We start from the raw sequence: 25,492 nt of genomic DNA on the forward strand, positions 1-25,492 counted from the left end.
GCTACTTCTCCCGCCGCAGGACCGCCGCCAGCAGACCCATCGCCCCGACGATGCTCATCAGGCCGGGCGCGGCGATGGGCGGACCCATCGGCACGTTGTAGTTGTACAGCCGCCAACCGCCGGGGCGGCGCGCCACACCGCGAGCGTGGAAGTATTCGCCCAACAGGCCGTTCGCCGCATATACCGCCGCGGTCACCGGCAGCCACCGCTTGGCCCAGCGCTTGGAGAACACTCCGCCCACCCCGGCAACCACCACCGGCGGGGTGACGACGATCGGGCTCCACATCCATTTGTTGCCGAAGCTGGCGCGATAGTGCTCGAAGTACACCTCCGCGGTGGTCACCAGAGCCGCAAACGCCGTCAAGCCCGACAGCGACCGCTCGAAGCGACCGTGGGCGATATTGCGCAACACCCGGTCGACGAAATACTCCGCCTCCTCGACCACATGCCCGCGAGGTGCCGAATCTCGAGTCAGCAACATGAACCCGTCTCCTTGCCTGCCATCTATGGGTCTTCGAGGGGCGGATTTCCGCGCAATGCGGCGACCGCCGTATTGGGCAGTACCCAAACAACCCGGAGGGCACACCTGCCTACGGGCCCGTCATGGCAGCATTGGGGCCAGTGAATACTCCTGCGCGTACCCGACGCGAGCTTCCGCATTCGCCCTATCTGGCGGCGGTGGCCGGCCGCAAACCCAGCCGAGTGCCGGTGTGGTTCATGCGGCAGGCCGGCCGGTCGCTGCCCGAGTACCGGGCGCTGCGCCAACGCCACAGCATGCTGGACGCCTGTCTGGAGCCGGACGTGGCCTGCGAGATCACTCTGCAGCCGGTACGGCGCTACGGTGTGGACGCGGCGATCCTGTTCTCCGACATCGTGGTGCCGTTGCGTGCGGCCGGCGTGGAGCTGGACATCGTCGCCGACGTCGGTCCGGTGATCGCCCACCCGGTGCGCACCGCCGCCGATATCGACGGCATCAAACCCCTTGACCCACAAGCGATTCAGCCGGTGATGGAAACCGTTCGGCTGTTGGTGGCGGCGCTGGGCGACGTCGCGCTGATCGGCTTCGCCGGTGCGCCGTTCACACTGGCGTCCTACCTGATCGAGGGTGGACCCAGCCGCCATTACGTCCGCACCAAGGCGATGATGCTGGCCGAGCCGGCCAGCTGGCATGCGCTGATGAGCAAGCTGACCGACCTCACCATCGCGTTTCTGCATGGACAGATCGACTCCGGCGTGGACGCCATTCAGGTGTTCGACTCCTGGGCGGGAATGTTGTCGCTGGTCGACTACCGCCAATACGTGTTGCCGCACAGCGCACGGGTGTTCGCCACGTTGGCCGAACACGGCGTGCCGATGACGCATTTCGGGGTCGGCACGGCCGAGCTGCTGGGCGCCATGTCGGAGGCCCTCAAACCCGCAACGGCGACCGTCGTCGGCGTCGACTGGCGCACCGCGCTGGCCGACGCGGCCGCCAGGGTGCAGCCGGGTACCGCGCTGCAGGGCAACCTCGATCCGGTGCTGCTGCTGGCGGGCTGGCCGGTGGTGGAACGCGCCGCCCGCGCCGTCGTCGACGACGGACGCCGTGCCGTCGACGCGGGCGCCGCCGGGCACGTCTTCAACCTTGGCCACGGAGTGCTGCCGCAGACCGATCCGGGGGTACTGACCGAACTGGTCTCGCTGGTCCACTCGCTATGAGTCGGCGCACATATTGTGTTGTGGGCGGCGGTATTTCGGGTTTGACGGCGGCCTATCGGTTGCGGGCGGCCGGCGGTGACGACGCGACGATCACGGTGTTCGATCCCGCTGACCGGCTCGGCGGGATACTGCGCACCGAGCTGGTCGGCGGACAACCCATGGATCTGGGCGCCGAAGCGTTCGTGCTGCGCCGGCCCGAGGTGCCGGCGCTGCTGGCCGAGCTCGGCCTGGCCGGCCGGCAACGGGCCACCACCGGTGCTCGGCCGCTGATCTACAGCGGGCAGCAGCTGCATGCCCTGCCGTCGGGCACGGTGGTGGGAATTCCGTCGTCGGCGTCGTCGCTGGCGGGCCTCGTCGACGAGGCCACGATCGCACGCATCGAGAGCGAGCCCGGTCGGCCGTTTTGCTGGCGTCCGGGTAGCGATCCCGCGGTGGCCGAGTTGGTGGCCGACCGGTTCGGCGAGCAGACGGTGGCACGGTCGGTGGATCCGCTGCTGTGCGGGGTGTATGCGGGCTCGGCGGCGACGATCGGGTTGCGCGCCGCGGCCCCCGGCGTGGCGGCGGCGCTCGATCGCGGCGCCGCCAGCGTGACCGACGCGGTTCGGCAGGCGTTGCCGCCTGCCGGTGTTGGACCGGTATTCGGTGCCCTGGACGGTGGCTACCGGGTGCTGGTCGACGAGCTGGTCGCCGGTAGCCGACTGAATTGGGTGCGCGCCGCGGTGGTTGAGATCGGCCGAAGCGGTGAGGGCTGGGAATTGCACGACGACACCGGAGGTCGTTGGGACGCCGATGCGGTGATCCTGGCCATCCCGGCGCCGCGCCTGGTGCCATTGGTCGACGACATCGCGCCGCGTAGCGCCGCGGCCGCCCGCCGGATCAGGAGTGCCTCGTCGGCCGTGGTGGCGCTGGCGGTGCCGCTCGACACCCCGTTTCCGCAGTGTTCCGGTGTGCTGGTGGCCAGCGGCGAGCGGTTACGCGCCAAGGCGATCACGCTGTCGTCACGCAAGTGGGGCCCCCGTGGGGACACGCAACTACTGCGGCTGTCGTTCGGCCGCTTCGGCGACGACCTGGCCGAGCGCGAGTCCGACGAGGAGCTACTGGCCTGGGCAGTCGACGACCTGGCCACGGTGTTCGGCGTGACCGTGGACCCGATCGAATATCGCGTGCAGCGCTGGATCCAGGCGATGCCGCAATACGGGCCGGGTCACGCGGATCTGGTCGCCGAGGTGCGTGCCGGCCTGTCTCCGGGATTGGCCGTGGCGGGCAGCTACCTCGACGGGATCGGGGTGCCGGCCTGTGTGGCGGCCGCGGGCCGGGCGGTCACCGGCATCGTCGACGCCTTGTGAGGCCCGGGGCAGGCCCGGTCGCACAAGTGGCACGATAGGTGCCATGGCACGCCCCGACGCGAAACTAGACGCGAAACTAGACTTTGCCGCCTTGAACGCGACCATCCGCTACCTGATGTTCTCGGTGTTCGCGGTGCGTCCCGGCGAACTCGGTGAGCAACGCGACGCCGTGATTGATGACGCCGCAATGTTCTTCAAGCAGCAGGAGGAACGCGGCGTGGTGGTGCGCGGCCTCTACGACGTCGCCGGTCTGCGCGCCGACGCCGATTTCATGATCTGGACCCATGCCGAGCGGGTGGAAGCACTGCAGGCCACCTATGCCGACTTCCGGCGCACCACCGCCCTGGGAAGGGTCTGCACGCCGGTGTGGAGCAGTGTGGCGCTGCACCGGCCGGCGGAGTTCAACAAGAGTCACATTCCGGCGTTTCTGGCCGGCGAGGAGCCGGGTGCCTACATCTGCGTATATCCCTTTGTGCGGTCCTACGAGTGGTATCTGCTGCCCGACGAGGAGCGTCGCCGGATGCTCGCCGAGCATGGCATGGCCGCCCGCGAGTACAAGGACGTGCGGGCCAACACGGTGCCGGCGTTCGCGCTGGGCGACTACGAATGGATCCTGGCGTTCGAGGCCCCCGAATTGCACCGCATCGTCGACCTGATGCGGGAGCTGCGGGCCACCGACGCCCGGCGGCACACCCGCGCCGAGACGCCGTTTTTCAGCGGGCCGCGGGTGCCGGTGGAGCAGCTCGTGGGATCGCTGCCATGACCGCTCCTGACCCGGCCGATCCCACCCGCTTCGAGGAGATGTATCGCGACGACCGCGTCGCGCACGGCCTTCCGGCGGCCACGCCGTGGGATATCGGCGGCCCGCAGCCGGTGGTCCAGCAGCTCGTCGCCCTCGGCGCGATCAAGGGGGAGGTGCTCGACCCGGGCACCGGGCCGGGCCACCATGCCATCTACTACGCCGCCAAGGGCCTCTCGGCCACCGGCATCGACGGTTCGGCGGCCGCCATCGAGCGTGCCCGGGACAACGCGCGCAACGCCGGCGTGTCGGTGGACTTCCGGGTGGCCGACGCCACCAAGTTGGAAGGGCTGGACGGCCGGTTCGACACCGTCGTCGACTGCGCCTTCTACCACACCTTCAGCACCGCGCCGGAGCTACAGAAGTCCTATGTGCAGGCGCTGCACCGGGCGACCAAACCGGGCGCTCGCCTGTACATGTTCGAGTTCGGCGAGCACGACATCAACGGGTTCACCATGGCGCGGTCGTTGTCGGAGAGCGACTTTCGCGACGTGTTGCCGGTCGGCGGCTGGGTGATCACCTACCTGGGGCCGACGAGCTACCAGATCAATCTGAGCGTCGAATCGATCGAGATGATGGCCGCGCGAAATCCCGACATGGCCGACGAGGTGCGGCCCATGCTGGAACGGTTCCGGGCGATGGAACCATGGCTGGTTGGCGGCCGGGTACACGCTCCGTTCTGGGAAGTGCACGCCACTCGGCTGGACTGACGGATGCCGCTGGGCGGATCCGCCGAAACTGTAATTCTGCAGTGAAAGTGCGAGTAAGGGTCTGCAAAATTACCGCCTCGGCGAAAGCTAGCCCGTCGGGACCAGCCGCAGCGAGATGGAGTTGATGCAGTAACGCTGATCCGTTGGCGTCGGATAACCCTCACCGGCGAACACATGACCCAAGTGGCTGTGACAGTTCGCGCAGATCACCTCGGTGCGCGTCATCCCCAGCGAGTGGTCGGGACGCAGGATGACCGCTTCGGAGCTCGCCGGGTCGAAGAACGACGGCCAGCCGCAATGCGACTCGAATTTCTCTGTGCTGCGGAACAATTCGGCACCGCAGGCCCGGCACTGGTAGATGCCCTCGGTTTTGGTGTCGGTGTACTCGCCGGTGAAGGGTCGCTCGGTGCCGGCCCTGCGCAGGACGTCGAATTCCTGCTGGGTGAGCCTTTGGCGCCACTGGTCGTCGGTCAGTTCCAGCTTCGGACGCGTCATACGTCCACGCTAGCGCCAATGGCGGTGACCCGTTGCGTCCCCCGCGCTTGCGATCACCGCGCGCGCTCCCGCTCGGCCGTCAGCCAGGTCGGGTCGATACCACCGCCCAGCCGGTTTTCGGCCTTGGCATCCAAGTAACGGAAGTAGAGCACGGTGAACGTGACGATCAACAGCAGCGACCAACCGTAGGTGATCTTCAGGTACTCCAGGGCGCGGCCCCACCGCATCCAGTTGAACAACAGCCAGCGGTCCAGCGTCATGAACCCGTAGATCGCCAGCCATGCCGGCCAGTTGCGGATCACCGAGTTGGGCAGCACCACTGTCATCAAGAACGGGAACAGCATCATCGAGTAGTAGCCCTGGGCCAGCGACATCACCAGCCACGACCACAGCAGCAGCACGCCCGACGAGGTGGTGAACCACAACAGCGGGTCGCGGGTGCGGTAGTAGCGGTATAGCAGCCACAGCGCACCCACGGCGAGTGCGGTGAATAGCAACCGCAGGAACACGATCAACCACGTCGGCAGACCGAAGTACACGCCGTTGCCCTGGATCGAGCTGTTGAAGTAGTCGCGGGTCCCCAGGATGTAGGGCAGTGTGCGAGTGAAGAAGTCCATCGGGTGGCTCACCAGCGGCAGCGCGGCCAGATTGACGACGACGGGAACCACGATGGCGGCCACCACTGCCCGCCACTGGCGGTTCAGCACGGGCAGCAACAGCAACGGACCCAGCAGCGGTTTGAGGACCAGCGTCAGCCCGATGGCCAACCCGGCCCACCACTGACGGCTGACTCTGCCGTCGAGCAGCCACCGCAGAAACAGCACCTCGAGCAGCAGGATGCAGCCGTTGATGTTGGTGAACACCAGGGTGTTGGTCACCGTCTCGGTGGCGAACATGGCCAACAACAAGGCGGGCGCGGCCACCGAGGACAGCGTGAAATTGAACATCCGCAGCAACAGGTACGCCGCGACCAGGATGGCCACGGTGTTGATGGAGATGAACAGGTAGCGCGACGGCGCGAAGGGCAGATACCCGAACGGCGCCATCAACAGCGTGCCGCCGGGCGGGTAGAGGTAATGCGGGTCGACGTAGTCGAAGTGCTCGTTGTAGATGTCCCAGCCATGCCGGAAGTTCAGCACCGCGCGGTAGACCGGCTTGAAGTCGTCGGTGATATTGCCGTTGGTGGTCAACACGATGCTGCGGTGCAGCACCGACAGAATGGCTGCCGGCCAGAGCGCCGCCCGCACGATCGACGCCGTACTCGGTGCGCCGGTGCGGGGACGGAATGCGGCCAACATCGATTCGCGGAGGCGGGTTCGAGTGGAGTCAGCTGCCGTCACCAGCGCACCGTACACCGGGGCTGCCGGCCGGCAGGTGTCAGGCGGGACAGTAGGTGTCGGTGCCGGGCAGCTTGCCGTCGTCGAGATAGCCGACCAGCGGCGGCACCGCACAGGAGGAATAGATGCTGGCACCGTGGCCGATGCCCTGCCACATCACCCGCTTGCTCGCGGCGTTGGCGTTGATGACGGTGGCCGCCGTCTGCGCAACCCCGTCGACGCCGACGATCGGGTCGTCCTGCACGCCCATCAGCAAGACGTCGACCTTCAGCTCCTTGGGCAATTGCGGCGGCGAACCAGTTGGCCAATGCACGCATTTGACCAGATTGAGCGCGGCGACCGTGCCGAACTGGGGATAGAGCTTTGCCCAGGCCACCACCAGCTCGCGTACCCGGTCCGGGGTCGGGCGGTTGACCGCGTCGCTGCACGAATTGACGAATTGGCCGTCGGTGTCCTGAAGGCCGTCGGCGCGATTGATCAGGTTGGACAGCTGATTCATGTCACCGGCGCGCGCAGCCGCCAATGCGTTGGCCAGCGTGGTGGTGGTGCTGATGCGGTCGCCGGTCGGAAAGCCCAGCGTGGTGGTGATCGCGTTGACGATCGACGCGACCGAGGTCCCGGGACCCCGCAACGAGCGAGCCGTATTCAGCAACGCGGTGACGGCGCCTTTCGGATCCGGGCCCAGTGCGCAGTTGATCGCGACGCATTGCGCGGCGAACGCGTCCAGTGCCGCCTGCTGGCCTTTGACCTGTTGCTCGGCCTTGGCCTCGGCGCTGACACCCAGAGCGACCGGGGAGTCGAGGATCAGCCTGGCCACCTTATCCGGGCGGGAACCGGCATAGGTGAGCGCCACCTGGGCACCGTTGCCGATGCCGACCAGCGCCAGTGCGGGCACATCCCACAGATTGCGCAGTCGCTCGAGGTCGGAGGCGGCGTGTCCGTTGTCGTAGGCGGAATCGGCGGGTGCGATGACGTCGGTGCAGCTGGTGGTGGCCTCATTCGAGATCGCCGAGAGGTTGGCCACCGGGTCGTCGCCGGTCTGGAACTGCGATTGATCGCGCATCTCGTCGCGCTGGAAGTGGTCGCGGCAGTCAATCGGACTCGACATGCCCATGCCGCGGCGGTCGACGGCGACAATCGGGTGACTGCGCAGTATGTCGGCGCCCGCATGCGACAACCAAACCGGCAATTGCGTCGACGACGGCAGATCCGAACCGGTCGTGAAAACCAGCGGTCCCGCGTCACGCGGGGTTTGGCCCGAGCGAGCGCGGACCACGCCGATGGTGACCGAACCGGACCCACCGTTGACCGGGTCGAGGTCGGAGTCGAAGGTGGCGCATTCCAGCTTGATGCCCGGCGCGGCGGGGATTGCCGCGTTTCCGTAGACCTGAGACGTGCAGTCGCGCCAGGACAGATCGTTTTTGGGAGCGGCGATCGGCGGCGGGCCACTGGGAGGTGGTGTGGTGGTGGCGACGCCCTGGGGTTTGGCGCCGCTATAGGTGGCAAAGCGCGGGTTGGCGCCCAGGACCGGGACGCAGCCGGTCAGCGCCGTGGTCACCGAGCAGGCCATCGAGACCAGGACTGTTGCGGACGTGATGCGCCGACTCATGCCGACCACAGTAACGTCAGGCTTTGACGTAGCGGGTGTACAGATAACCGGCGTCATCGGTGAGCAGGTGGGCGCAGCGCATTCGGGTCTGCAGCTGCCCCGGTCCGGTGGCGATGCGCCGGGCCAGACCGCCCACCACGAACGGTGCAATCGTCAGGCACAGCTCGTCGAGCAAGCCGCGCTCGATGAACGATCCGAGCAGTACCGGCCCGCCCTCGGTGAGGATACGACGCAGACCACGCTCGGCAAGCCTGGCCAGCAGCACTGCCTCGTCGACCTTGGCGGGATCGGTGTCGGAGCAGTCGACCACCTCGGCGAGGCCGGTCAGGCGCCGTCGTGTCTCGTCGGCCACCGTCGTGGTGGTGAGCACCAGAGGTGGCACCTCGGTGCGGGTGAACACGCCGAGATCCCGGGCGAGGTGACCGGACTTGGTGACGATCGCCAGTGGCGGGACCTCACTTTGGCCGCGCAGCTGTCGCTGGCGGCGCGCGACGACGCCGAGCTGAGCGCCGGAGTAGCCCTCGACGCGCACGGTGCCCGCGCCCACCACGACCACGTCCGCCAGTTCACGCAGCAGCCGGAACACTGTCCGGTCACCCGGGCCGCCGAGTCCGCCGCTGGTGCCGGCGACGGTGGCGCCGCCGTCGACGCTGCTGATGAAATCGGCCCGTACCCAGGTGCGGTCGGTGTCCGCCGGGTATCCGTAGAGCTCCGGTAGGTCGGCTTCCTCGAGTGTGCGGTCCGATCCGAGCAGCGTCAGGCGGATGCCGGCGGATCGGCCGGCGGCCGGGCCGGCCCCGAAGTCGGGCATGAGTGTGATTGCAGCACGCCGCTACAGTGCCAGCATGCACGGGTCCACCCCTGCGGGCGCCGGCGGCCGGGTGGGCCGCTTGGTGGATCGGCATCCCTCGGTGTCGCCGGAACGGCTGATCGCCCAGCTGCGGCCGCCGCCCACCTTCGCCGAGGTGAGCTTTGCGACGTATCGGCCCGATCCGGCAGAGCCGACTCAGGCTGCCGCCGTGCTCGCCTGTCAGGACTTCTGCCGGCACGCCGTCGAGCGGCGGGCGGGCCGCAAGAAGCTGTTCGGCAAGCGTGAGGTGTTGCCCGGGGTAGGCCTGTACCTGGATGGCGGGTTCGGGGTGGGCAAGACCCATCTGCTGGCGTCGTCCTATTACCAACTGCCGGGGGAGCGCCCCAAGGCGTTCGCGACTTTCGGGGAGTTGACCCAGCTGGCCGGGGTGTTCGGTTTCGCCGAATGCATCGATCTGCTGGCGCACTACACCGCCGTGTGCATCGACGAATTCGAGCTGGATGACCCGGGTAACACCACGCTGATCTCGCGGATGCTCTCCGCGCTGGTCGAACGCGGTGTGTCGGTGGCCGCCACGTCCAACACGCTGCCCGAGCAACTGGGCGAGGGCCGCTTTGCCGCCCAGGACTTCTTACGCGAGATCCACACGCTGGCAAGCATTTTCACCACGGTACGGATCGAGGGTCCGGACTACCGCCATCGTGACCTGCCGCCGGCGCCGCCGCCGTTGTCGGATGCGGACGTCGCCGCGCGGGCGGCCTCCGTCCGGGGGGCGACCCTCGACGACTTCGACGCCCTGTGTGCGCACCTGGCCACCATGCATCCGTCGCGCTATCTGACGTTGATCGAGGGGGTGTCTGCGGTATTCCTGACCGGCGTGCACGGCATCGACGACCAACACGTCGCGCTGCGGCTGGTTGCGCTCACCGATCGCCTCTACGACGCCGGCATCCCGGTGGTGGCCTCCGGGACGAAGCTGGACACCATCTTCAGCGAGGAGATGCTGGCTGGTGGCTACCGGAAGAAGTATCTGCGGGCCACGTCACGCCTGTTAGCGCTGACCGCCCGGTGACGGGTCGGCTCATGACGTAGTCGTGTTCCTGGTGATCGCCCAGCTGAAACGTCCTGGCCCCGCTGACGATGAAGCCATTCTTGAGGTAAAAACGTTGGGCGCGAACATTTTTCCGGTTCACTCCCAGCCACACCCGGGGAACACCCCACCCGGCGGCCGTCGACAGCACGGCATTCATCAACGACGAGGACACACCCTTGCCGTGAAAGTCGGGTATTACGTACAGCTTTGACAACTCGGCTGAGTCATCACGGTCGGCACCGCGAACGAGCATGGCGTAACCGACAATTCGGCCCTGGTCGCGGGCGGCCAGAATGGCACGTCCCGGATCGGTCAGATACTCGGCGAACCGGGGCGCGGACAGGTTTGCGTCGATGAAGGACGCGATGTGTTGCGGGGCCACCGACGGCGGGCAGGCCAGCGGAAAGGTCTGTGCGGCAACGGCCGCCAACTCGGCCGCGTCTGCGGGATCCGTCGGGGTGATCTGAACGTTCAGGTCACAGGTTCCACTGGGCGAGGTGCTGGCCGGTCTTGCGGTCCAGCAGCACGACAACGGAGACCGGGTCACGGTAGGCATCCCAATAGACTCCGCCGCGGACGATCGCGCCCTGCGGGGCGTTGCCCAGCGCGGCGTCCAGCCAATCGGGTGCGTCGCAGGGTCGTGGCTTGTACGCGTCGGCGAACTGGGTGACTCCGTCGAAGCTGAAGTTGGTCGCCATGATGTAGGAATTGGGCACCCGGACGGCGCGGACCGTCACGTCGGCGCGGTTGACCGCGCTGCCGGGGAAGCTCTTCACCGGGACGCCGCTGCGGGTGTAGCCGAAGCCGGGCGGGGGGTCGACGGGCTCGACGCTGCTGACGGTCACGTCGGCGACGTAGGTGCCGGTGTCCACCCGCAGCGTGTCGCCGATGTGGCCGATGGGTGCGTCGCCGGCCCACGCGCGGGGGGCGATTGACGCGAGCACACCCGCTGCGGCGACGAGGAAGGTGGAAAGGATGATCAGCCAGCGCTGCATCGGTGCCTCCTCGGCTCCCTGTTCGGGGACCTTCGCATGATCGCACATGCCGTAACGGGTAGGGGAGGGGCCGGCTGCCGGGGCGGGCTGACGCTCGCGATGCCCCGAAATCATGCAAAGTTCACCTTCCATTCGCCGCGCGACGTGCATGCTCTCGGTGGCTTTGGGACAATTCCGAGGTCATGAGACTCCTACTGGTGCTGGCCGGCGTCGCCGCCGTCATCGGCTTGGCAGCGCCTGCGCGCGCCGATGCCAAACAAGATCAAGCCTTCCTGGTCGCACTGGGGGCTGCCGGCATCACCTACCAGAACGCCGACGCCACGATCGCCACCGGCAAGAAGGTGTGCGATATGGCTAAGGACGGCAAATCGGCGATCGAGGTCGTCACCTACCTGCAAGGCCTCAGTCCACAGCTGACGCGGTCCAACGCTGCCAGATTCACCGCGATCGCGGCCGGGGTTTACTGCCCCGAGCAACTGCCCGCGAGCAGCAAACCCGACAGCGGCGGCTGAACGGCCGCGACCGGCTGCGGCGTCGTCGCATGCACGTTCGACGGGAGCTGCTTTGGCAGTTGGGGCGCGCTAGGGTGCGGGAATGACTGCCGAGTACTTCGACCTCGGCTCCTATCACCGGCCAATCGAGACCTCTTTCGCGGAAGCACAGCTCTGGTTCGACCGCGGGCTGGTTTGGGCGTATGCGTTCAACCACGAAGAGGCCGTGCGGTGCTTCGAGCGAGCTCTGGCACTCGACCCGGAGCTGGCCATCGCGCGGTGGGGAATCGCTTATGCGGTCGGACCCAACTACAACAAGGCGTGGGAGGCGTTCGACCCGGTCGACCTGAGCGGGTCGCTGGCCCGCGCGTGTGCGGAACTCCAGTTGGCCGAGCGTGGCCGGGCCACTCCGGTGGAGCAAGGCCTGATCGCCGCGCTGCGGACCCGCTTTCCCGCCGGTGACCTGGCTGCGGGCGTCATCGCCTATGCCGACGCGATGACGTCGCTGGCCGCTGGCTACCCCGACGACGTCGACGTGCAAGCGCTGGCCGCCGACGCGCTGGTGAACGTCACCGCGTGGGCCCTGTGGGACACCGCGACCGGCAAGCCGGCGGCAGGCTCGCGGGTGCTGGAGGCCAAGCGGATCCTTGATGCGGCGCTGGCCACGCCGGCCGGTCGCGAACACCCGGGGATCCTGCATCTGTACCTGCACACCATGGAGATGTCGGCCACTCCGGAGGACGCCCTGCCTGCGGCGGACTTGTTGCGCGGCCTGGTGCCTGACGCCGGGCATCTGCAGCACATGCCCAGCCACATCGACGTGCTGTGCGGCGACTATCGCAGCTCGGTGACGGCCAATCTTGCTGCGGTACAAGCAGACCGGCGCTTTGTGAGCCGCGAGGGCCCGCTGAACTTCTACTCGCTGTACCGGGCGCACGATCTGCACTTCATCGTCTATTCGGCGATGTTGGCAGGGCAGCTGCAGATGGCGTTGCAGGCCGCCGACGAACTCGCCGGTCAGCTAACGGCCGAGCTGCTGTCGATCGAATCCCCGCCGATGGCCGACTGGCTCGAGGCCTTCGTACCGCTACGAACCCACGTGCTGGTCCGGTTCGGCCGATGGGACGAGCTGATCGCGCAGCCGCTGCCGGACGACCAGGACCTGTACTGCACCACCACCGCGACGATCCACTACGGACGCGGCGTTGCGCTGGCAGCCACCGGCCGACTGGCGCAAGCCCACGCCGAGCGCGGCGCGTTCACCAGGGCCTATGCGCGGATACCGGGCTCGCGTTACCTGTTCAACAACACCAGTCGAGACATTCTGGCCGTGGCCGCGGCCATGCTCGACGGTGAAATCGCCTACCGCGAAGTGCGCTTCGACGAGGCGTTCCGCCACCTGCGACGCGCCGTCGAGTTGGACGACACGCTGCCCTACGACGAGCCGTGGGGCTGGATGCAGCCCACTCGGCACGCGTATGGTGCGCTGCTGCTCGAGCAGGGGCACGTCGAAGAAGCGGCCGCCGTCTACGCCGCCGACCTCGGTCTGGACCCCACGTTGGCCAGGCCATGCCAGCACCCCGGGAACGTCTGGAGTCTGCACGGGTACCACGAATGCCTGCAGCGGCTTGGCCGTAGGGCCGAAGCCGTGATCATCGGCCAGCAGCTTCGGCTGGCCGTTGCGCGTGCCGACGTGCCGATTCGTGCTTCATGTGCATGCCGACTCGACGTGCCGGGGCCATAAACGCACCCTTACCTGCATAAACCTTGGTGCGCGATACTGGGATTGAACCAGTGACCTCTTCCGTGTCAGGGAAGCGCTCTCCCGCTGAGCTAATCGCGCCGGGGATTGCAATCTGGAGGTGGAGACGGGAATCGAACCCGTGTGCACGGCTTTGCAGGCCGTTGCCTCACCACTCGGCCACTCCACCGCGGGGGATTGATGCCACTTGCACCTTCGAGCGGATGACGGGATTCGAACCCGCGACCCTCACCTTGGCAAGGTGATGCGCTACCAACTGCGCTACATCCGCGCGCAACGGACGAGATCGTCGCCCGGTGCGAAGCACGACGATAGTCCACGTGACCCGGCGCACACAAATCTCCAGGTTCTTTGGGGCGCTTTGGCTATCACCGGCTGAGGTAGCACGTTCGGTGCAGCCGGGGATCGTGCTAGTCTTCGACCTCGTTGCCGCTCGGCGCCGGTCCCGTGGCTCAGTGGAAGAGCGTCCGCTTCACACGCGGAAGGTCGCTGGTTCGATCCCAGCCGGGACCACCCGTAATTTGCCCGCTCACCCGCCTTCATCGTGGGCGCGATCGTTCCCCTGGATCGGCACGGTGGCCATGACGCACTCCCTCTGTCGCATCAAAGGGCGCCTGCCCGACCGTCGTATGCTACCCACCGAACGGACGCGACGTTCGCTGCGATTCGGCAGATGGGATTTGCTGGATGACGGTCGAGTTCACGTTGCTCGGCGACGTCGAAGCCCGAGTTGACGGGCGACGGCTAGAAATCGGTCATGCCCGTCAACGCTGTGTACTGGTCGCGTTCTTGATCGACGTGAATCGGCCCATTCCGGTCGGTCAACTGGTCGATCGCGTGTGGTCGGACCGTCCACCCTACCGTGCCCGCAATTCGCTAGCCGGGTATGTGTCGCGGCTGCGGAATCTGCTCGCCCAAAGCGAAGGCGCTTCCATTTCGCGCGAGCCGGGCGGGTATGTCCTTGCCGCCGATCCGCTGACGGTGGACCTGCACCGCTTCCGCCGCGTGGCCGCACAGGCCCGAGCGACCGATGACCCCCAGCAGGCCGCGCTCCTGTTCGACAAGGCGTTGGCGATTTGGTCCGGTGAGCCGTTCGCGACCCTGGACACCCCGTGGGTGAACGACATCCGCACTGCCTTGCGGGCCGAAAAGCTTTCGGTGGAACTGGACCGCAACGACACGGCCCTGCGGATCGGTAAACACACAGATCTGCTGGTTGAGATTTCGGCTGCCCAGGCTGCGCATCCGTTGGACGAGCGGTTGGCCGGCCAGTTGATGCTGGCCCAGTACCGTTGTGGACGCCAGGCCGACGCGCTGGAAACCTATCGTCGGGTTCGCGAGCAACTCGTCGACGAACTCGGAATCGATCCGGGGCCCAGCCTGCGCGAGGTGCATCAGCAGATACTGACCGGCGAGGCCGCTATCCCGGTGCCGCAGCCGGTCTCACACGAGGTCGCCGCGCCCGCGCCGCTGGGCATGCACCGGCCACGGTCGGGGCTGCTGCGCCGGGTGACGAGTTTCGTTGGCCGGCAGCGTGAATTGGCGCAAACGATTGACGCCCTGAGCGATGGCCCGCTGGTCACCTTGGTCGGGGTCGGTGGTGTCGGCAAGACCCGGCTGGGTCTGGAGGCCGCACAACGTGTGCAACAGCGGTTCGGCGACGGCATATGGATCTGCGAACTGGGACCGTTGGAGCACGCTGGCGCCGTCGGGCACGCCGTGGCGGCGAGTGTCTGGTTGCGGCAACAGCAAGGCATGGACATCGAGGAATCGGTGATCGAGTACCTCAGGTCACGTGAAGTCCTACTGGTATTCGACAACTGCGAGCACGTGCTCGAAGCCGCCGGGAAATTCATCGACCAGATTTTGCGGCATTGCCCGCGAGTATCGGTGCTGGCCACCAGCAGGCAACCTCTCGGCCTGGAAGGCGAGCGAATTATCGGCGTGCCTCCGTTGGAGGAGGCGGACGCGACCGAGTTATTCGTCGACCGAGCCCTGGCAAGCCGTTCGGACTTCACGCTCGAAGACCAGCCGATGGGCGCCGTCGTCGAAATCTGTCGACGGGTCGACTGCCTGCCGCTGGGGGTGGAGTTGGCAGCGGCGCGGATGCGGGTGATGAGCAGTATGGACGTGGCCCGGCGCCCGGATTTCTTGCGGCTGCTGCGCGGCGGGATCCGGGGCGCGCTGCCGCGACAGCAGAGTCTGTCCGAGACGATCGCGTGGTCGTATCGGCTACTCACCGAATCCGAACAGTCGTTATTTGCCAGTCTTTCGGTGTTCGCCGGCAGCTTCGACTTGGACGCCGCCCACGGAATCTGCGGGCTCGACGGCGCAGGTGAGGCCGACACACTGGAGTTGCTGACGGGTTTGGTGGACAAATCCATGGTGGTGGTGCGCAGCATCGAGGAACGAGCCCGCTACGCCGTCTTGGAAACGATGCGGGCATATGGCCGAGATCGGTTGCGGGAAAACGGCATTGAGCGCCAATGCTCGATCCGGCATGCGCGCTACTACACCGGGCTGGCCGAGCGGGCCGGAGCTGGCATGCTCACCGCCGAGGAGCGGAACTGGGTGGAGCGGGCGCTGCCCGACTACGACAACCTGCGCGCAGCGTTCGGACACGCGATGGACGAGCACGACATCGGCCTTGCGATGCGGATCGTCGCTGCGGTACCGGAGTTGATCGGTTGGCGGGTGGGCTACGAGGTAGCCGAATGGGCCGAGCGCGTCATCGCCGTCGCCGATCCTGACCATCCGTTGTTCCCGGCGGTCGTCGGGACGGCAGCCCGGGTTGCGTGGGCCCGGGCTGATTTCCCGCGGGCCAAGTCGTTGGCATCGCTGGCGCACGGACGGACTCCGGCGAGGGGCAGCGCCCGCGTGGTCAACCCCGTCGATGTTCTTACCGATGTCGCCCTTTTCGAAGGGCATCCAGAGGCGGCGCTGGCCTACTGGACGGCTGAGGCCGAGCGTGCCCGCCGTGACGCGGATCCGATTCGCCTGGGGTGGACGCTGTTCACGTTGGCGATCTGCCAGGGCGTACTCGGCAATGACGAGGCTGCGATACCTGCGGCGCAGGAGGCCGTCGGGGCGGCCGACGACACCGGCAACCCGACCGCACAGTCAATGGCCTATTTCGTGCTCGGCTACCTGCTGAGGAGGTCCGAACCGGAGCGCGCCTTGGCTCTGTTCGACGACTCGGCGCGGCTGGCCGCCGACGTGCAGAATTTCTGGGTATACGGCAGCGCCTTGATGGAGGCCGCTGCCATCCGTGCCGTCTACGGCGATCCACGGGTGGCCGCGCAGATGTTCATCGGCGTGCTCGAGCACTGGGAACGCTTCGCCGACCTGACCCAGCAGTGGCTTACGCTGCGCTACATCACCCGGCTGTTGGTCCGGCTCGGCTGCCACGAGGACGCCGCCGTCCTGTATTGGGCCTTCGTCAATGCCGGCAAGCCTATGCCGCTGGCCGCGGCCCAGATGGCGGTGCTCGTCGATTCGCTGGGCGCTGCTCGCCTTGACGCGCTCAGCGCACCTGCCGGCATTTCCGATGCGGTGACGCGGGCACGGTCGAGCCTGCAGCGGTGTTACGGACCCGCTGCAGTAGCCCCCGGAACCCGTCGGGTGCCGTAATAATGCCCTTTTACCTGCGCATTTCATAGTTTGCAAACGGTTTCCGAACGCCTCACCCGCATTGTGGGCAGCGGCAAGGAATTCGTCTCGGCAGCGGGCAAGGAATTGCGCTTGCTTGGATGCACATCACGTTGGAGGTGATGCGGCTGTGTCCAGTCCACGGTTGTACCTCGACATGATCAGTGGTGTGGCTGAGGCGATCATTCCGGTGTCTCAAGCACCGCCCTGGGAGGTGCTCGTGTTGGGGACGGCGACGGGCGCGGTGTGGATGCTGGTGCTGCTGGCCCGGTTCGTCGTGGTGCAGACCGGCCCGGCGGTCTGGCTGGAGCAATTTTCCGCGGCGAGTGTCCAGCTGTTGAGGATCTGGCTGTCCGGGTGGTCTGACCGCTTGTTGGGCGCCGCGTCCGGAAGATCTCGCCGATGAAGACTCGTCGCGTCGAAGCGTTCCGCAAGCCACCGATCGTGCCCTCGGCGCGGGATAGCCGCACCCAGTTTCGGTTTCCCATGGTCGCCGTACTCGGTTATGGGGGCGGCGGTGATCGGGTGACGCGGCGCGCCATCGCCGGCTTGCCGATGCAGCGGGCGTCGGCATTGGCAACCGTGTACGCACCCAGCACGCGTGGCACGACGTGCGCAAGCGCAGATCCGGCACGGCGGGTGGGCACGCAGGTCGCCAACTATCGGGTCGAAGCCGTGGTCTCGTCGGGAGGCATGGGCACGGTATATCTGGCCCGTCATCCAAGCTTGCCTCGGCGAGACGCGCTGAAAATTCTCGACGGTCCGCTCGCCCGGGATCCGCGCTTCCGTGTTCGGTTCATGCGGGAGGCCGACCTGGCGGCCGGGCTGCATCACCCCAATATCGTTGCGGTTTACGATCGCGGGGACACGCCGGACGGCGCGTTGTGGATCGCGATGGAGTATGTGCGCGGCACGGACGCCGATGTCGAAACCGCTGCCGGGCGGATGCCGCCGGCGCGGGCCGAGCGCATCGTCGGCGAGGTGGCCATGGCCCTCGATCATCTGCATCGCCGCAACCTGCTTCATCGCGATGTCAAGCCGGCGAACATCCTGCTATCTCCTGGCCTGCCGGGGGAGCCCGAGCGGGTGGTGCTGGCCGACTTCGGCATCGCCCGCAGCTGCGATGACCACTATGGGCTGACCCGCACCGGCGACGTGATCACGACGGTGGCCTATGCCTCCCCGGAACTCCTGCAGGGCTGGCCTCTCGACGCCCGCACCGACATCTACTCCCTTGGGTGCACGCTGTTTCACCTGCTCACCGGTCATGCCCCATTCAGCGACCGACCCGGATTGGCTGCGGTGATGATGGCTCACATCCAGCACCCCGCGCCCCGGCTCAGCGACTACGTGGCCGGGCTGCCGGTCGCACTCGACGGCGTCGTCGCCACCGCGATGGCCAAAGACCCCGGTGACCGCTACCAGACTGCGGGCGAATTCGCCCGGGCGGTACGCGCTGCTTCGGCGGTCGGCTGCGCCCCGCGTCTGCGGTTTGCGAATCCCCCTGCCGTCCAAAGCGATTCAGCCGCAGCGCGCCAATCCGAGGCGACCCAGGCCGCCGGGCCGGGGTGGCTCCCACATGTCCAACGGGCTTGCCGTCCCGGCAGGTTCGCCGCAAGGGCACGGGCTGGCAAAGCGGCGGTGCTGATAGCGGTGATCGCTGTGTTGCTGTGTTCCCTCGGATTCGTGATGGCAAATCGTCATCACGCCACCGCTCAGCGCCCGTCTCACCCCGCACAGGCGCCGGCCGCGATGCTCGACGCCCGGGACGATAACGAGCACGCTTGTGTTGCTCTTTGTCCGCGGGCAGCATGCCCATCGGGTTGCCCGGCGGATCCGCGGTAACCGGCGAAGCTCTTAGGGACTTCTTCCCCCGCCTTGTGGGCACTAATGCCCTAACCCGACAAGACGACGGGCGCAATTCTGAAACCCCTGACATTTCTGTCGTGAGGAGTCGCTGATGTCTTTCAAACCCGTTGCCCGGCTGGCGTTGGCAACAGTTCTGCTCTGCCCGATCGCCGGCGTCTTAGCCAGCCCAGCGGCGGCCGAGTCGCCGACAACACCCTGCATCAGCGGGGAGACCGCCGGAGACCTGGGCACCCTACCGCTGCAGCAACAGGACGCGCCCACAACGAGTTGTACCAGCGAAAAGCAGGCCTGCATGTCGGCCAGCGTGCAAATAGGCATCTACGGGGAGAGGTATGTGCCGCCGGACGCTGCCGCGATGTGCTGGGAGGCCTACCGGACCTGCATCGCCAACCAATCCGACGACGGAGGATCTGGATAGTCTCGCATCACTCGCTCAGGCCAACGACGCCGACCTCAGACAACGGCGGGTTTGGCGGGGCCGGAGTAGACCTCGAAGAACCGGGCCGTCATCTCGGCCGGGATGGCGAGGTTGGCGGCGTGATCGGTCCGCACACACACCAGGCTCGGGCCGCCGTGCTCGCGAGAACGCCGCAGGGCGCCGTCGAGGTCCTCGATCCGCTCCACGTATTCGCCGTGGCAGCCGAGTCCCTGCGCGACGATGTCCCACCGGATCTCGCCCTGCGCGGTGCCGAATGTTGTTCCGTACAACTGAAGTTCGTTCAGCTCCTCCATCGTCCAGGAGCCCTCGGCGAACACCACGACGGTGACGTCGATGCCCTCACGGGCGGCGGTCTGTAACTCCATGATGTTGAATCCGGCGGCCCCGTCGCCGGTGACGCAGACCACCTCGCGTTCAGGTGCGCCGAGTTTGGCGCCGATCGCCGACGGGATCCCGGTGCCGAGCATCCCGAGCTCGAGGATCGAGTGATAGGACCGCGGCCGTGTCGGGGGCAGTACGTTGTAGGCCCACAGCGACGTGTTGCCACCGTCGACGGTGTACACCGCATCCGAACCGAACGCGGCGCCGATCACACCGGCCGCATGCGCGGGGTGGATGCCCGGGCCCTGCCATTCGAGTATCGGGGTAGCCAGTTGCATCCGGACCTGCTCGTCGAGCCGCCGGTAGCGGGCCAGGTCGGCGCCGTCGCGGGGGCCGAGATCCGTCGCACGCAGCCGCGCGGCAATGCCGTCGAGCGCGACTCGCGCGTCGGCCAGGATGCCCAGGTGCAGTGGCCGGGTGACGCCGAAATGCCTTGGGTCGATGTCGATCTGGATCAGCCGCTTGCCCGCCGGGTCGCCCCAGTAGCTGTCGTAGGGGACGTCGAGGTTTCCCATCCGGGAGCCAGCCACCAGCAACACGTCGGCCTCGCTGCGCGCGAGGTCACCGGCGGGGCCGAACCCGAACACGTAGTTGGGATGATCGGCCGGGACGCACGCGCGCCCGGCCATCGAGGCGATGGCGGGGCAGCCGAGCAGTTCGGCGATATCCAGCAGACCACCCCGGGCGTCGGCGCGGTCGACGCCTTGGCCCGCGATCACCACCGGACGCTGGGCGGCCGCCAGCAGCACCGCGGCCTCGTCGAGCTGGCGGTCCGACGGCTGCGGCGGCCCGACGCGGTAGCTGACGGGCGACCATACCGGCGCCGTCCGCGGATCGCCGGTCTCATACAGAATCGGTGCCGGCAGCTCGACGTGGACGGGACCTGGCCGTCCGTTGTGCATCTCGCGGAACGCCAGCCGTAGCACCTCGGGTATGCGTGCCCATTCGAAGATCGGGCCGCCCCATTTGACCGCGGGCCGGAAAAGGTCGAGTTGGTCTTGGCCCTGGAAGGTCGAAGGCGGTGAGGGATAGACGATGCCGAGCCGGTGCTGGGAGGTGATGGCCAGCACCGGAACACCTTCGTGCAGCGCGGTGACCACCCCCGGCAGCAGGTTCGCCGAGCCGGGGCCGGGATTGCCCAGCACAGCCGCGACTTTGCCCGTCGTCTTGTACAGGCCCTCGGCCATGTGCACCCCGGCCGCTTCGTGACGCACCGGCACTAGCCGGATACCGTACGCCTGCAATTGCGCGAACAGCGGGTCGATCTCCGGGGACGGCAGCCCGAAGAGGAACTCGATCCCCTCGGCCTGAAGCGAACGGGCGAAGAGCTCGCCACCGGTCATTTCGGTCATCTCAACCTCCCAAGCGTGAGTCGCTCACCCAGGGATCGCACCACCAGTGCACCGGTTAAGAGAAGAGGCTGAAGTCCCCTAAGGCCCCGCGAGTGAACGTGGGGAGCCCCGCGCACGCGACGTCAGGGCTGCCTGGGACTACCAGCTCGGCCGCAGAGCGGATTCCACCGTCCGGTATACGGGCAATAAGTCGTTGAACCCGCAGGCCGCCACGATCCGGGCGACGGTCGATTGCGGGCTCACCAGGCGTAGCTCGGCGCCGCGGCGACGACACCGATCGGCCTCTTCGGCCAACACGGCGTAGGCGCAACAGCCCATGAAATCCAGGCCGGTGACGTCGACGACGAACAACCCCGACCGGGGGACGCTGGTGGCCGTCTCGGTAATCAGCTGGCGCCACGTGTGCTCGTTGCAGGCATCGACCTCGCCGCCCGCGTGTATCAACACCGCCGCTCCGTTGCGGTCGGTGGTCGCCCGCAAGGTGCTCCGCGGGTCGCCCAACTCGCTGACAAGCCGCGTGCTGAGCATCAGATGTGGGGTGATCGGTTCTGCTGTAACCACGCTCATGGCGCACTCCTAATCGACTGGCGCCGCAGCGCCGCGATGGATGCCCGTCCTGCGCGTCTGAAGACAGACTTCGTCGTTAGGTCTCATTTGTATAACGAGACAGGACGGTCTGTCTACATCCGGGGTCTGAGAGTATGGTTAGGGTTCGCTATGGCCGTACCGGAGTCCGCCACGCCGGCTGCACCGGCTCGTGACCGCATTCTGGGGGCCGCCTACGAACTGTTCAGCCGGCGCGGTATCCGGGCGGTAGGCACCGACGAGGTGATCGAGCGGGCGGGTGTGGCCAGGGCCACGCTGTACCGGCATTTCGCGACCAAGAACGACCTGGTGCTGGCGGTCCTGCAGCGGCGTGAGGAACTCTGGACGTACGGTCTGATCGAGGCGCACTCGCGCGAGCTGGGCAACACCCCCGAGGAACAATTGCTGGCGATCTTCGACGTCCTGCACGATTGGTTCCAAAGTCGCGACGGATATGAAGGCTGCGCGTTCATCAACGTGCTGCTCGAGTTGGGGCGTGATCATCCCGTCGGCCAGGCTTGCGTCGCCCACATCGACCATGTGCGTGACGTCGTGCGGGAACGTGCGGTGGTAGCCGGTCTCCTCGAGGTGGAGGATTTCGCCTGTTCGTGGCACATCCTCATGAAGGGCGCCATCATCATGGCGGCCGTCGGGGACTCCGAGGCGGCTCACCGTGCGCAGCAGATGGCCCGCGTTCTCATCGAACGGCATCGTCCCCAATCCGAAGCGGCCGGTTAGCGTTCGCCGGCTGTCGGCCTGGAAGACGATTGCCAGGCGCCGCCAGTCGCGGGGCAGCAAATGGCGTGCCCGCTGGTCGCCCGGCACCCGCGGCGGGGCACTGGCTCAGTCGCCTATCAGGCCGCCGTGTCCGCCTTGCGATAGTGCTCTTGCTCGAGTTCGGCGATCGCCCGCGACGTGCGTTCGCGCAGCAGGATGGCCGCGATGATCCCGACCACGATGGCGACGACCAACGCGACCCAGGAGAAGCGCTGCATCCAGCGTTCCGCCGCCATCCCGGCGTAGTAGATCAGCGCGGTAGTGCCACCGGCCCAACAGATGGCACCCGACACATTGGCGGCCAGAAATCGTGGGTAGTGCATTTTTAAGGCGCCGGCGAGCGGCCCGGCCAAGATCCGCAGCAGCGCGATAAAGCGACCGAAGAACACCGCGCGAACTCCCCAGCGGTTGAACAGCCGCTCGGCGAGCGCGACATGTCCGGGGCCGAAGTGCCTCGGAAATCGCCGGCCAAGCCGGTCGAACAGCGGCATGCCGAATCGGCGGCCGATCGAGTAACCGATCGAATCACCGATTACCGCGCCGATGACGGCGGCAACGCCAACACCGATGGGGTTGACGGCCAGATCGTGATGCGACGACATCAGCGCCGCGCTGACCAACACGATCTCCCCGGGAAGGGGAATGCCCAGACTCTCGACCCCGACCACGCCGCCCACTACCAGGTAGACGGCAAGCGGCGGGACCGAGTGCAGCAGCGCTTCCACATCCATTGCTAAAGGATGCCTGACGCATGCTCACCGCGCCGTGTAACCAGGCTTGTGACCGGGCCGGCGCCGAATTTGTCGTCACATCTGCCCCAGGAGTGCCCAACCCGGGTGCCGTCGACGCCCGCGACGGGAGGGCCCCCAGGATGGCGTATATTCGGCCGTCACATCGCCAGGAGGCCGTTAGTGGAATTCAACATCGCGCAGGTGTTCTCGGCGGTGGCGGCGGCCAACCCGGATCGCGACTGCATCGTGTTCGGGGACCGGCGATTCACCTACGCGCAGACCGACGAACGCGCCCGACGTTTCGCCCGCGCCCTACACCGGTGGGGGCTCGGCGTTCGTCGGGAACGCTCCGAGTTGGCACCTTACGAATCGGGACAAAGTCACCTCGGTTTGTACCTGGCGAACGGTAACGAGTTCCTCGAGGCGATGATCGGGGCTTACCAAGCCCGGGTCGCCCCGTTCAACGTCAACTACCGCTATGTCGCCGACGAACTGGTGTATCTGCTCGGCAATGCCGCCGCCGACGCCGTCATGTACCACGCACGGTTCGGCCCGACGCTGGCCGAGGCCTTGGAGAGATACGACCACCTCCCGCGCCTGATCCATGTCGACGACCATTCGGGAAACGATCCGTTGCCGGGGGCGGTGCGCTACGAGGAACTGCTGGCGTCGATATCTGGGACGTCCGAAGAGCCGCTCGACGTGACCCCGTCGCCCGACGACCTTTACGTGCTCTACACCGGCGGCACCACCGGAATGCCCAAGGCGGTGCTGTGGCGTCAGCACGACATCTACATGAACGCAATGGGCGGAAGGGCTTTCGGCACCGGCGAGTTGGCCACCAGCCTGCAGGAGATCGTCGAGCGGTCACGGCCGGACGGGCCGGGCTCGATGACGGCGGCGCCGCTCATGCACGGCGCGGCGCAGTGGGCGGCATTCATCAACCTGTGCGGCGGACGGACGTTTGTCATGGCGCCGACGACCACCCACTTCGATCCTGCCGAAGTGTGGGCGCTGGCCAGCCGGGAACAGGTGGTGTCGCTGTCAATTGTCGGCGACGCGTTCGGCCGGCCGTTGATCGACGAACTCGAGTCCGGTGATTATGACTTGTCCGGGCTACTGATTCTGGTCACCGGCGGTGCGGCGCTCAGCGCGCCGATCAAGCAGCGCTTCGTGGAATTGCTGCCGCAACTGGCAATCCTGGACGCGGGCGGATCCTCGGAGTCGGGGTCACAGATGGGCCAGGTGTCCACTCGCCTGCAGGGTGCTTCCGGCCGGTTCGCTCCGAACCCGGGGGCGGTGGTGGTCAGCGAAGACATGACCCGGATCCTGTCGCCCGGGGACGACGAAATCGGCTGGTTGGCTCAGCAGGGTCTGATTCCGCTCGGGTACCTCGGGGACCCGGAGAAGACCGCGCGAACGTTTCCGGTCATCGAAGGGATTCGCCATTCCGTTCCCGGTGACCGGGCCCGCTGGGCCGCCGATGGCGGAATCGAGTTGCTCGGCCGTGATTCGGTCACCATCAACTCCGGCGGGGAGAAAATCTTTGCCGAGGAGGTCGAGGCCGCGATTGCCGAGCACCCCGCCGTGTACGACGTCGTGGTGACTGGTCGTCCCAGTGTCCGGTGGGGAAGCGAAGTCGTCGCGATCGTCCAATTGGCGCAGGGACGGGATGCCGACCCGGACAGCATCATCGCCGAGGCCGCGCGCCACATTGCGCGCTACAAGCTTCCCAAGGACATTGTCTTCTGCAGCCGGGTGCAACGTTCGCCGTCGGGCAAGGCCGATTATCGCTGGGCGAAAGATCAAGTGACACAAAAACTTTAACGCGTCGGGCTCAGGACAGAAAGCGCTTGTGTAGCCGATTGAAGGCGGTGGGCTCGCGGCAGGCCCGGTAGCGATCGTGCAGATCTCGGGCCAGCATCTGGACCGGGGTGGCCGTGGTGTCCAGTTCGAAGTCGTACTCGGCATCGGCATGTGCGGCGCGGGCGCTGCCCCGGTTCCAGCCGGGGTAGCGGTTGCCGCGTTCTTGCTCCCGGCGAGCACCCTCTTGGTCGGAGACATGGACTCCGACCATCCACACTGTGCAGCCCTCGAAAATTCGGAGGGCGTCCACCAGCCACTCCCGCTTCCAGATCACCTCGTCGGCGATCACGTTCATGCCGTTGTCCAGGTAGGCCCGGATGGCGTGGTAACGGGCATGCATGGCCTGATCCAAGAGCGGACCAGGATGCACGGTGAACCAGTCGAGGCCGTCGTCTTCGACCACGCAGTCCCACGTGTAGTACTCGGGCCGCACTCGATCGAGGTCCAGCTGCGCCGGCGGCACCCTCTCTGTCTAACCTGTGTGAGACGTTGAAGTAGATGAGTCTTCTGTTGAGAAGCAGGGCGAGGACTGGATTCTGATTCCGTGACGATGACACTGGCCGATACCGCCGCGGTGGCGGTGGCCGATGATGGGAACGTGGGTAGCGGCAAGGGGCCGCGTGAGAAGCGGCCGAAACGGCGGACGTTCACCGCGGAGTACAAGCTCGGCATTCTCGAGCAGTACGAGTTGCTGACCGAGC

The 25,492-nt window shown here is 66.9% G+C and carries 23 protein-coding genes, 4 tRNA genes and 1 pseudogene; 14 read left to right on the top strand and 14 right to left on the bottom strand.

The window, feature by feature from the left end; genetic code table 11:
* Position 1 precedes the first annotated feature (1 nt).
* On the bottom strand, positions 2–481 hold the full coding sequence (locus tag B4U45_RS25270) for a hypothetical protein (protein ID WP_075549999.1): 480 nt from the start codon (positions 479–481) through the stop codon (positions 2–4).
* A gap of 122 nt (positions 482–603) precedes the next feature.
* Between B4U45_RS25270 and hemE the strand changes: the two genes are divergently transcribed.
* Genes hemE through B4U45_RS25290 form a run of 4 tightly spaced genes read left to right on the top strand, consistent with a single transcriptional unit; the run spans position 604 to position 4,550 of the window.
* A complete protein-coding gene (hemE, locus tag B4U45_RS25275) occupies positions 604–1,695 on the top strand; it encodes a uroporphyrinogen decarboxylase (protein WP_075550000.1) in 1,092 nt (363 codons plus the stop codon).
* On the top strand, positions 1,692–3,041 hold the full coding sequence (locus B4U45_RS25280) for a protoporphyrinogen oxidase (RefSeq protein ID WP_075550001.1): 1,350 nt from the start codon (positions 1,692–1,694) through the stop codon (positions 3,039–3,041). Before hemE ends, B4U45_RS25280 begins: the two co-directional genes overlap by 4 nt.
* Positions 3,042–3,084: 43 nt before the next feature.
* Complete coding sequence (hemQ, locus tag B4U45_RS25285; protein WP_075550002.1) at positions 3,085–3,804, top strand: hydrogen peroxide-dependent heme synthase; 720 nt, start codon at positions 3,085–3,087, stop codon at positions 3,802–3,804.
* A complete protein-coding gene (locus B4U45_RS25290; RefSeq protein ID WP_075550003.1) occupies positions 3,801–4,550 on the top strand; it encodes a class I SAM-dependent methyltransferase in 750 nt (249 codons plus the stop codon). Before hemQ ends, B4U45_RS25290 begins: the two co-directional genes overlap by 4 nt.
* Before the next feature lie 87 nt (positions 4,551–4,637).
* Here the strand turns inward: B4U45_RS25290 and msrB are convergent, their stop codons facing one another.
* The 4 genes from msrB to B4U45_RS25310 are packed head-to-tail and all read right to left on the bottom strand — an operon-like array spanning position 4,638 to position 8,802.
* Positions 4,638–5,045, bottom strand: coding sequence for a peptide-methionine (R)-S-oxide reductase MsrB (gene msrB, locus B4U45_RS25295; RefSeq protein ID WP_075550004.1), 408 nt, complete (start codon positions 5,043–5,045; stop codon positions 4,638–4,640).
* Positions 5,046–5,098: 53 nt separating this feature from the next.
* Positions 5,099–6,400 carry an arabinofuranan 3-O-arabinosyltransferase gene (aftC, locus tag B4U45_RS25300; protein WP_075550005.1) on the bottom strand — a complete coding sequence of 434 codons (1,302 nt, stop codon included), beginning with the start codon at positions 6,398–6,400 and terminating at the stop codon, positions 5,099–5,101.
* Between the two features lie 22 nt (positions 6,401–6,422).
* The gene (locus B4U45_RS25305) at positions 6,423–8,048 is read right to left on the bottom strand and encodes an alpha/beta hydrolase (RefSeq protein WP_176357477.1); all 1,626 of its coding nucleotides are present in this window, start codon (positions 8,046–8,048) and stop codon (positions 6,423–6,425) included.
* Positions 8,008–8,802, bottom strand: coding sequence for a pyrimidine reductase family protein (locus tag B4U45_RS25310; protein ID WP_075550007.1), 795 nt, complete (start codon positions 8,800–8,802; stop codon positions 8,008–8,010). The genes B4U45_RS25305 and B4U45_RS25310 overlap by 41 nt, the downstream gene beginning before the upstream one ends.
* Between B4U45_RS25310 and zapE the strand changes: the two genes are divergently transcribed.
* Positions 8,801–9,874, top strand: coding sequence for a cell division protein ZapE (zapE, locus tag B4U45_RS25315; protein ID WP_075550008.1), 1,074 nt, complete (start codon positions 8,801–8,803; stop codon positions 9,872–9,874). The two genes, B4U45_RS25310 and zapE, sit on opposite strands and share 2 nt — an antisense overlap.
* On the opposite strand, the gene B4U45_RS25320 is transcribed toward zapE, so the two are convergent.
* Both B4U45_RS25320 and B4U45_RS25325 read right to left on the bottom strand, forming a co-directional pair.
* Complete coding sequence (locus B4U45_RS25320) at positions 9,792–10,451, bottom strand: GNAT family N-acetyltransferase (protein ID WP_082275714.1); 660 nt, start codon at positions 10,449–10,451, stop codon at positions 9,792–9,794. The two genes, zapE and B4U45_RS25320, sit on opposite strands and share 83 nt — an antisense overlap.
* Complete coding sequence (locus tag B4U45_RS25325) at positions 10,372–10,890, bottom strand: hypothetical protein (RefSeq protein ID WP_075550032.1); 519 nt, start codon at positions 10,888–10,890, stop codon at positions 10,372–10,374. The genes B4U45_RS25320 and B4U45_RS25325 overlap by 80 nt, the downstream gene beginning before the upstream one ends.
* Before the next feature lie 182 nt (positions 10,891–11,072).
* On the opposite strand from B4U45_RS25325, the gene B4U45_RS25330 reads away from it, so the two are divergent.
* Together B4U45_RS25330 and B4U45_RS25335 are read left to right on the top strand one after the other, a co-directional pair.
* Complete coding sequence (locus tag B4U45_RS25330; protein WP_075550009.1) at positions 11,073–11,402, top strand: DUF732 domain-containing protein; 330 nt, start codon at positions 11,073–11,075, stop codon at positions 11,400–11,402.
* 82 nt (positions 11,403–11,484) lie between these two features.
* Positions 11,485–13,125: a tetratricopeptide repeat protein gene (locus tag B4U45_RS25335; RefSeq protein ID WP_075550010.1), complete on the top strand. Its 1,641-nt coding sequence runs from the start codon at positions 11,485–11,487 to the stop codon at positions 13,123–13,125.
* Between the two features lie 24 nt (positions 13,126–13,149).
* On the opposite strand, the gene B4U45_RS25340 is transcribed toward B4U45_RS25335, so the two are convergent.
* The 3 genes from B4U45_RS25340 to B4U45_RS25350 all read right to left on the bottom strand — a co-directional run bounded on the left by B4U45_RS25340 (position 13,150) and on the right by B4U45_RS25350 (position 13,414).
* Positions 13,150–13,224: transfer RNA gene (locus tag B4U45_RS25340), tRNA-Val, on the bottom strand.
* Positions 13,225–13,238: 14 nt separating this feature from the next.
* Positions 13,239–13,312 (bottom strand) — tRNA-Cys (locus B4U45_RS25345).
* 29 nt (positions 13,313–13,341) lie between these two features.
* Positions 13,342–13,414, bottom strand: a tRNA-Gly gene (locus B4U45_RS25350).
* 170 nt (positions 13,415–13,584) lie between these two features.
* Here B4U45_RS25350 and B4U45_RS25355 point away from each other — a divergent pair.
* The 5 genes from B4U45_RS25355 (at position 13,585) to B4U45_RS25375 (ending at position 19,078) form a co-directional block, all read left to right on the top strand.
* Positions 13,585–13,656 (top strand) — tRNA-Val (locus tag B4U45_RS25355).
* 174 nt (positions 13,657–13,830) lie between these two features.
* Complete coding sequence (locus B4U45_RS25360; protein WP_075550011.1) at positions 13,831–16,773, top strand: ATP-binding protein; 2,943 nt, start codon at positions 13,831–13,833, stop codon at positions 16,771–16,773.
* A 148-nt stretch (positions 16,774–16,921) separates the two neighbouring features.
* The gene (locus B4U45_RS25365) at positions 16,922–17,197 is read left to right on the top strand and encodes a hypothetical protein (RefSeq protein ID WP_131808390.1); all 276 of its coding nucleotides are present in this window, start codon (positions 16,922–16,924) and stop codon (positions 17,195–17,197) included.
* On the top strand, positions 17,194–18,636 hold the full coding sequence (locus B4U45_RS25370) for a serine/threonine-protein kinase (RefSeq protein ID WP_075550013.1): 1,443 nt from the start codon (positions 17,194–17,196) through the stop codon (positions 18,634–18,636). The genes B4U45_RS25365 and B4U45_RS25370 overlap by 4 nt, the downstream gene beginning before the upstream one ends.
* A gap of 115 nt (positions 18,637–18,751) precedes the next feature.
* Positions 18,752–19,078 carry a hypothetical protein gene (locus tag B4U45_RS25375; protein ID WP_075550014.1) on the top strand — a complete coding sequence of 109 codons (327 nt, stop codon included), beginning with the start codon at positions 18,752–18,754 and terminating at the stop codon, positions 19,076–19,078.
* Between the two features lie 35 nt (positions 19,079–19,113).
* Here B4U45_RS25375 and B4U45_RS25380 read toward each other — a convergent pair whose 3' ends face one another.
* Positions 19,114–20,832, bottom strand: coding sequence for a thiamine pyrophosphate-binding protein (locus tag B4U45_RS25380; RefSeq protein WP_075550015.1), 1,719 nt, complete (start codon positions 20,830–20,832; stop codon positions 19,114–19,116).
* A gap of 138 nt (positions 20,833–20,970) precedes the next feature.
* Entirely contained in the window at positions 20,971–21,399 is a 429-nt protein-coding gene (locus B4U45_RS25385; protein ID WP_075550016.1) for an anti-sigma factor antagonist, read from the bottom strand.
* Between the two features lie 150 nt (positions 21,400–21,549).
* Between B4U45_RS25385 and B4U45_RS25390 the strand changes: the two genes are divergently transcribed.
* A complete protein-coding gene (locus B4U45_RS25390; RefSeq protein ID WP_075550017.1) occupies positions 21,550–22,155 on the top strand; it encodes a TetR/AcrR family transcriptional regulator in 606 nt (201 codons plus the stop codon).
* Between the two features lie 116 nt (positions 22,156–22,271).
* Here the strand turns inward: B4U45_RS25390 and B4U45_RS25395 are convergent, their stop codons facing one another.
* Positions 22,272–22,925, bottom strand: coding sequence for a DedA family protein (locus B4U45_RS25395; RefSeq protein ID WP_075550018.1), 654 nt, complete (start codon positions 22,923–22,925; stop codon positions 22,272–22,274).
* A 180-nt stretch (positions 22,926–23,105) separates the two neighbouring features.
* Between B4U45_RS25395 and B4U45_RS25400 the strand changes: the two genes are divergently transcribed.
* Positions 23,106–24,752: an acyl-CoA synthetase gene (locus B4U45_RS25400; protein WP_075550019.1), complete on the top strand. Its 1,647-nt coding sequence runs from the start codon at positions 23,106–23,108 to the stop codon at positions 24,750–24,752.
* 10 nt (positions 24,753–24,762) lie between these two features.
* Here B4U45_RS25400 and B4U45_RS25405 read toward each other — a convergent pair.
* Positions 24,763–25,254: pseudogene (locus B4U45_RS25405) on the bottom strand (phosphotransferase-like protein); the annotation flags it as partial.
* Positions 25,255–25,492 lie beyond the last annotated feature (238 nt).

It is taken from the genome of Mycobacterium persicum, assembly GCF_002086915.1.
Classification (GTDB): domain Bacteria; phylum Actinomycetota; class Actinomycetes; order Mycobacteriales; family Mycobacteriaceae; genus Mycobacterium; species Mycobacterium persicum.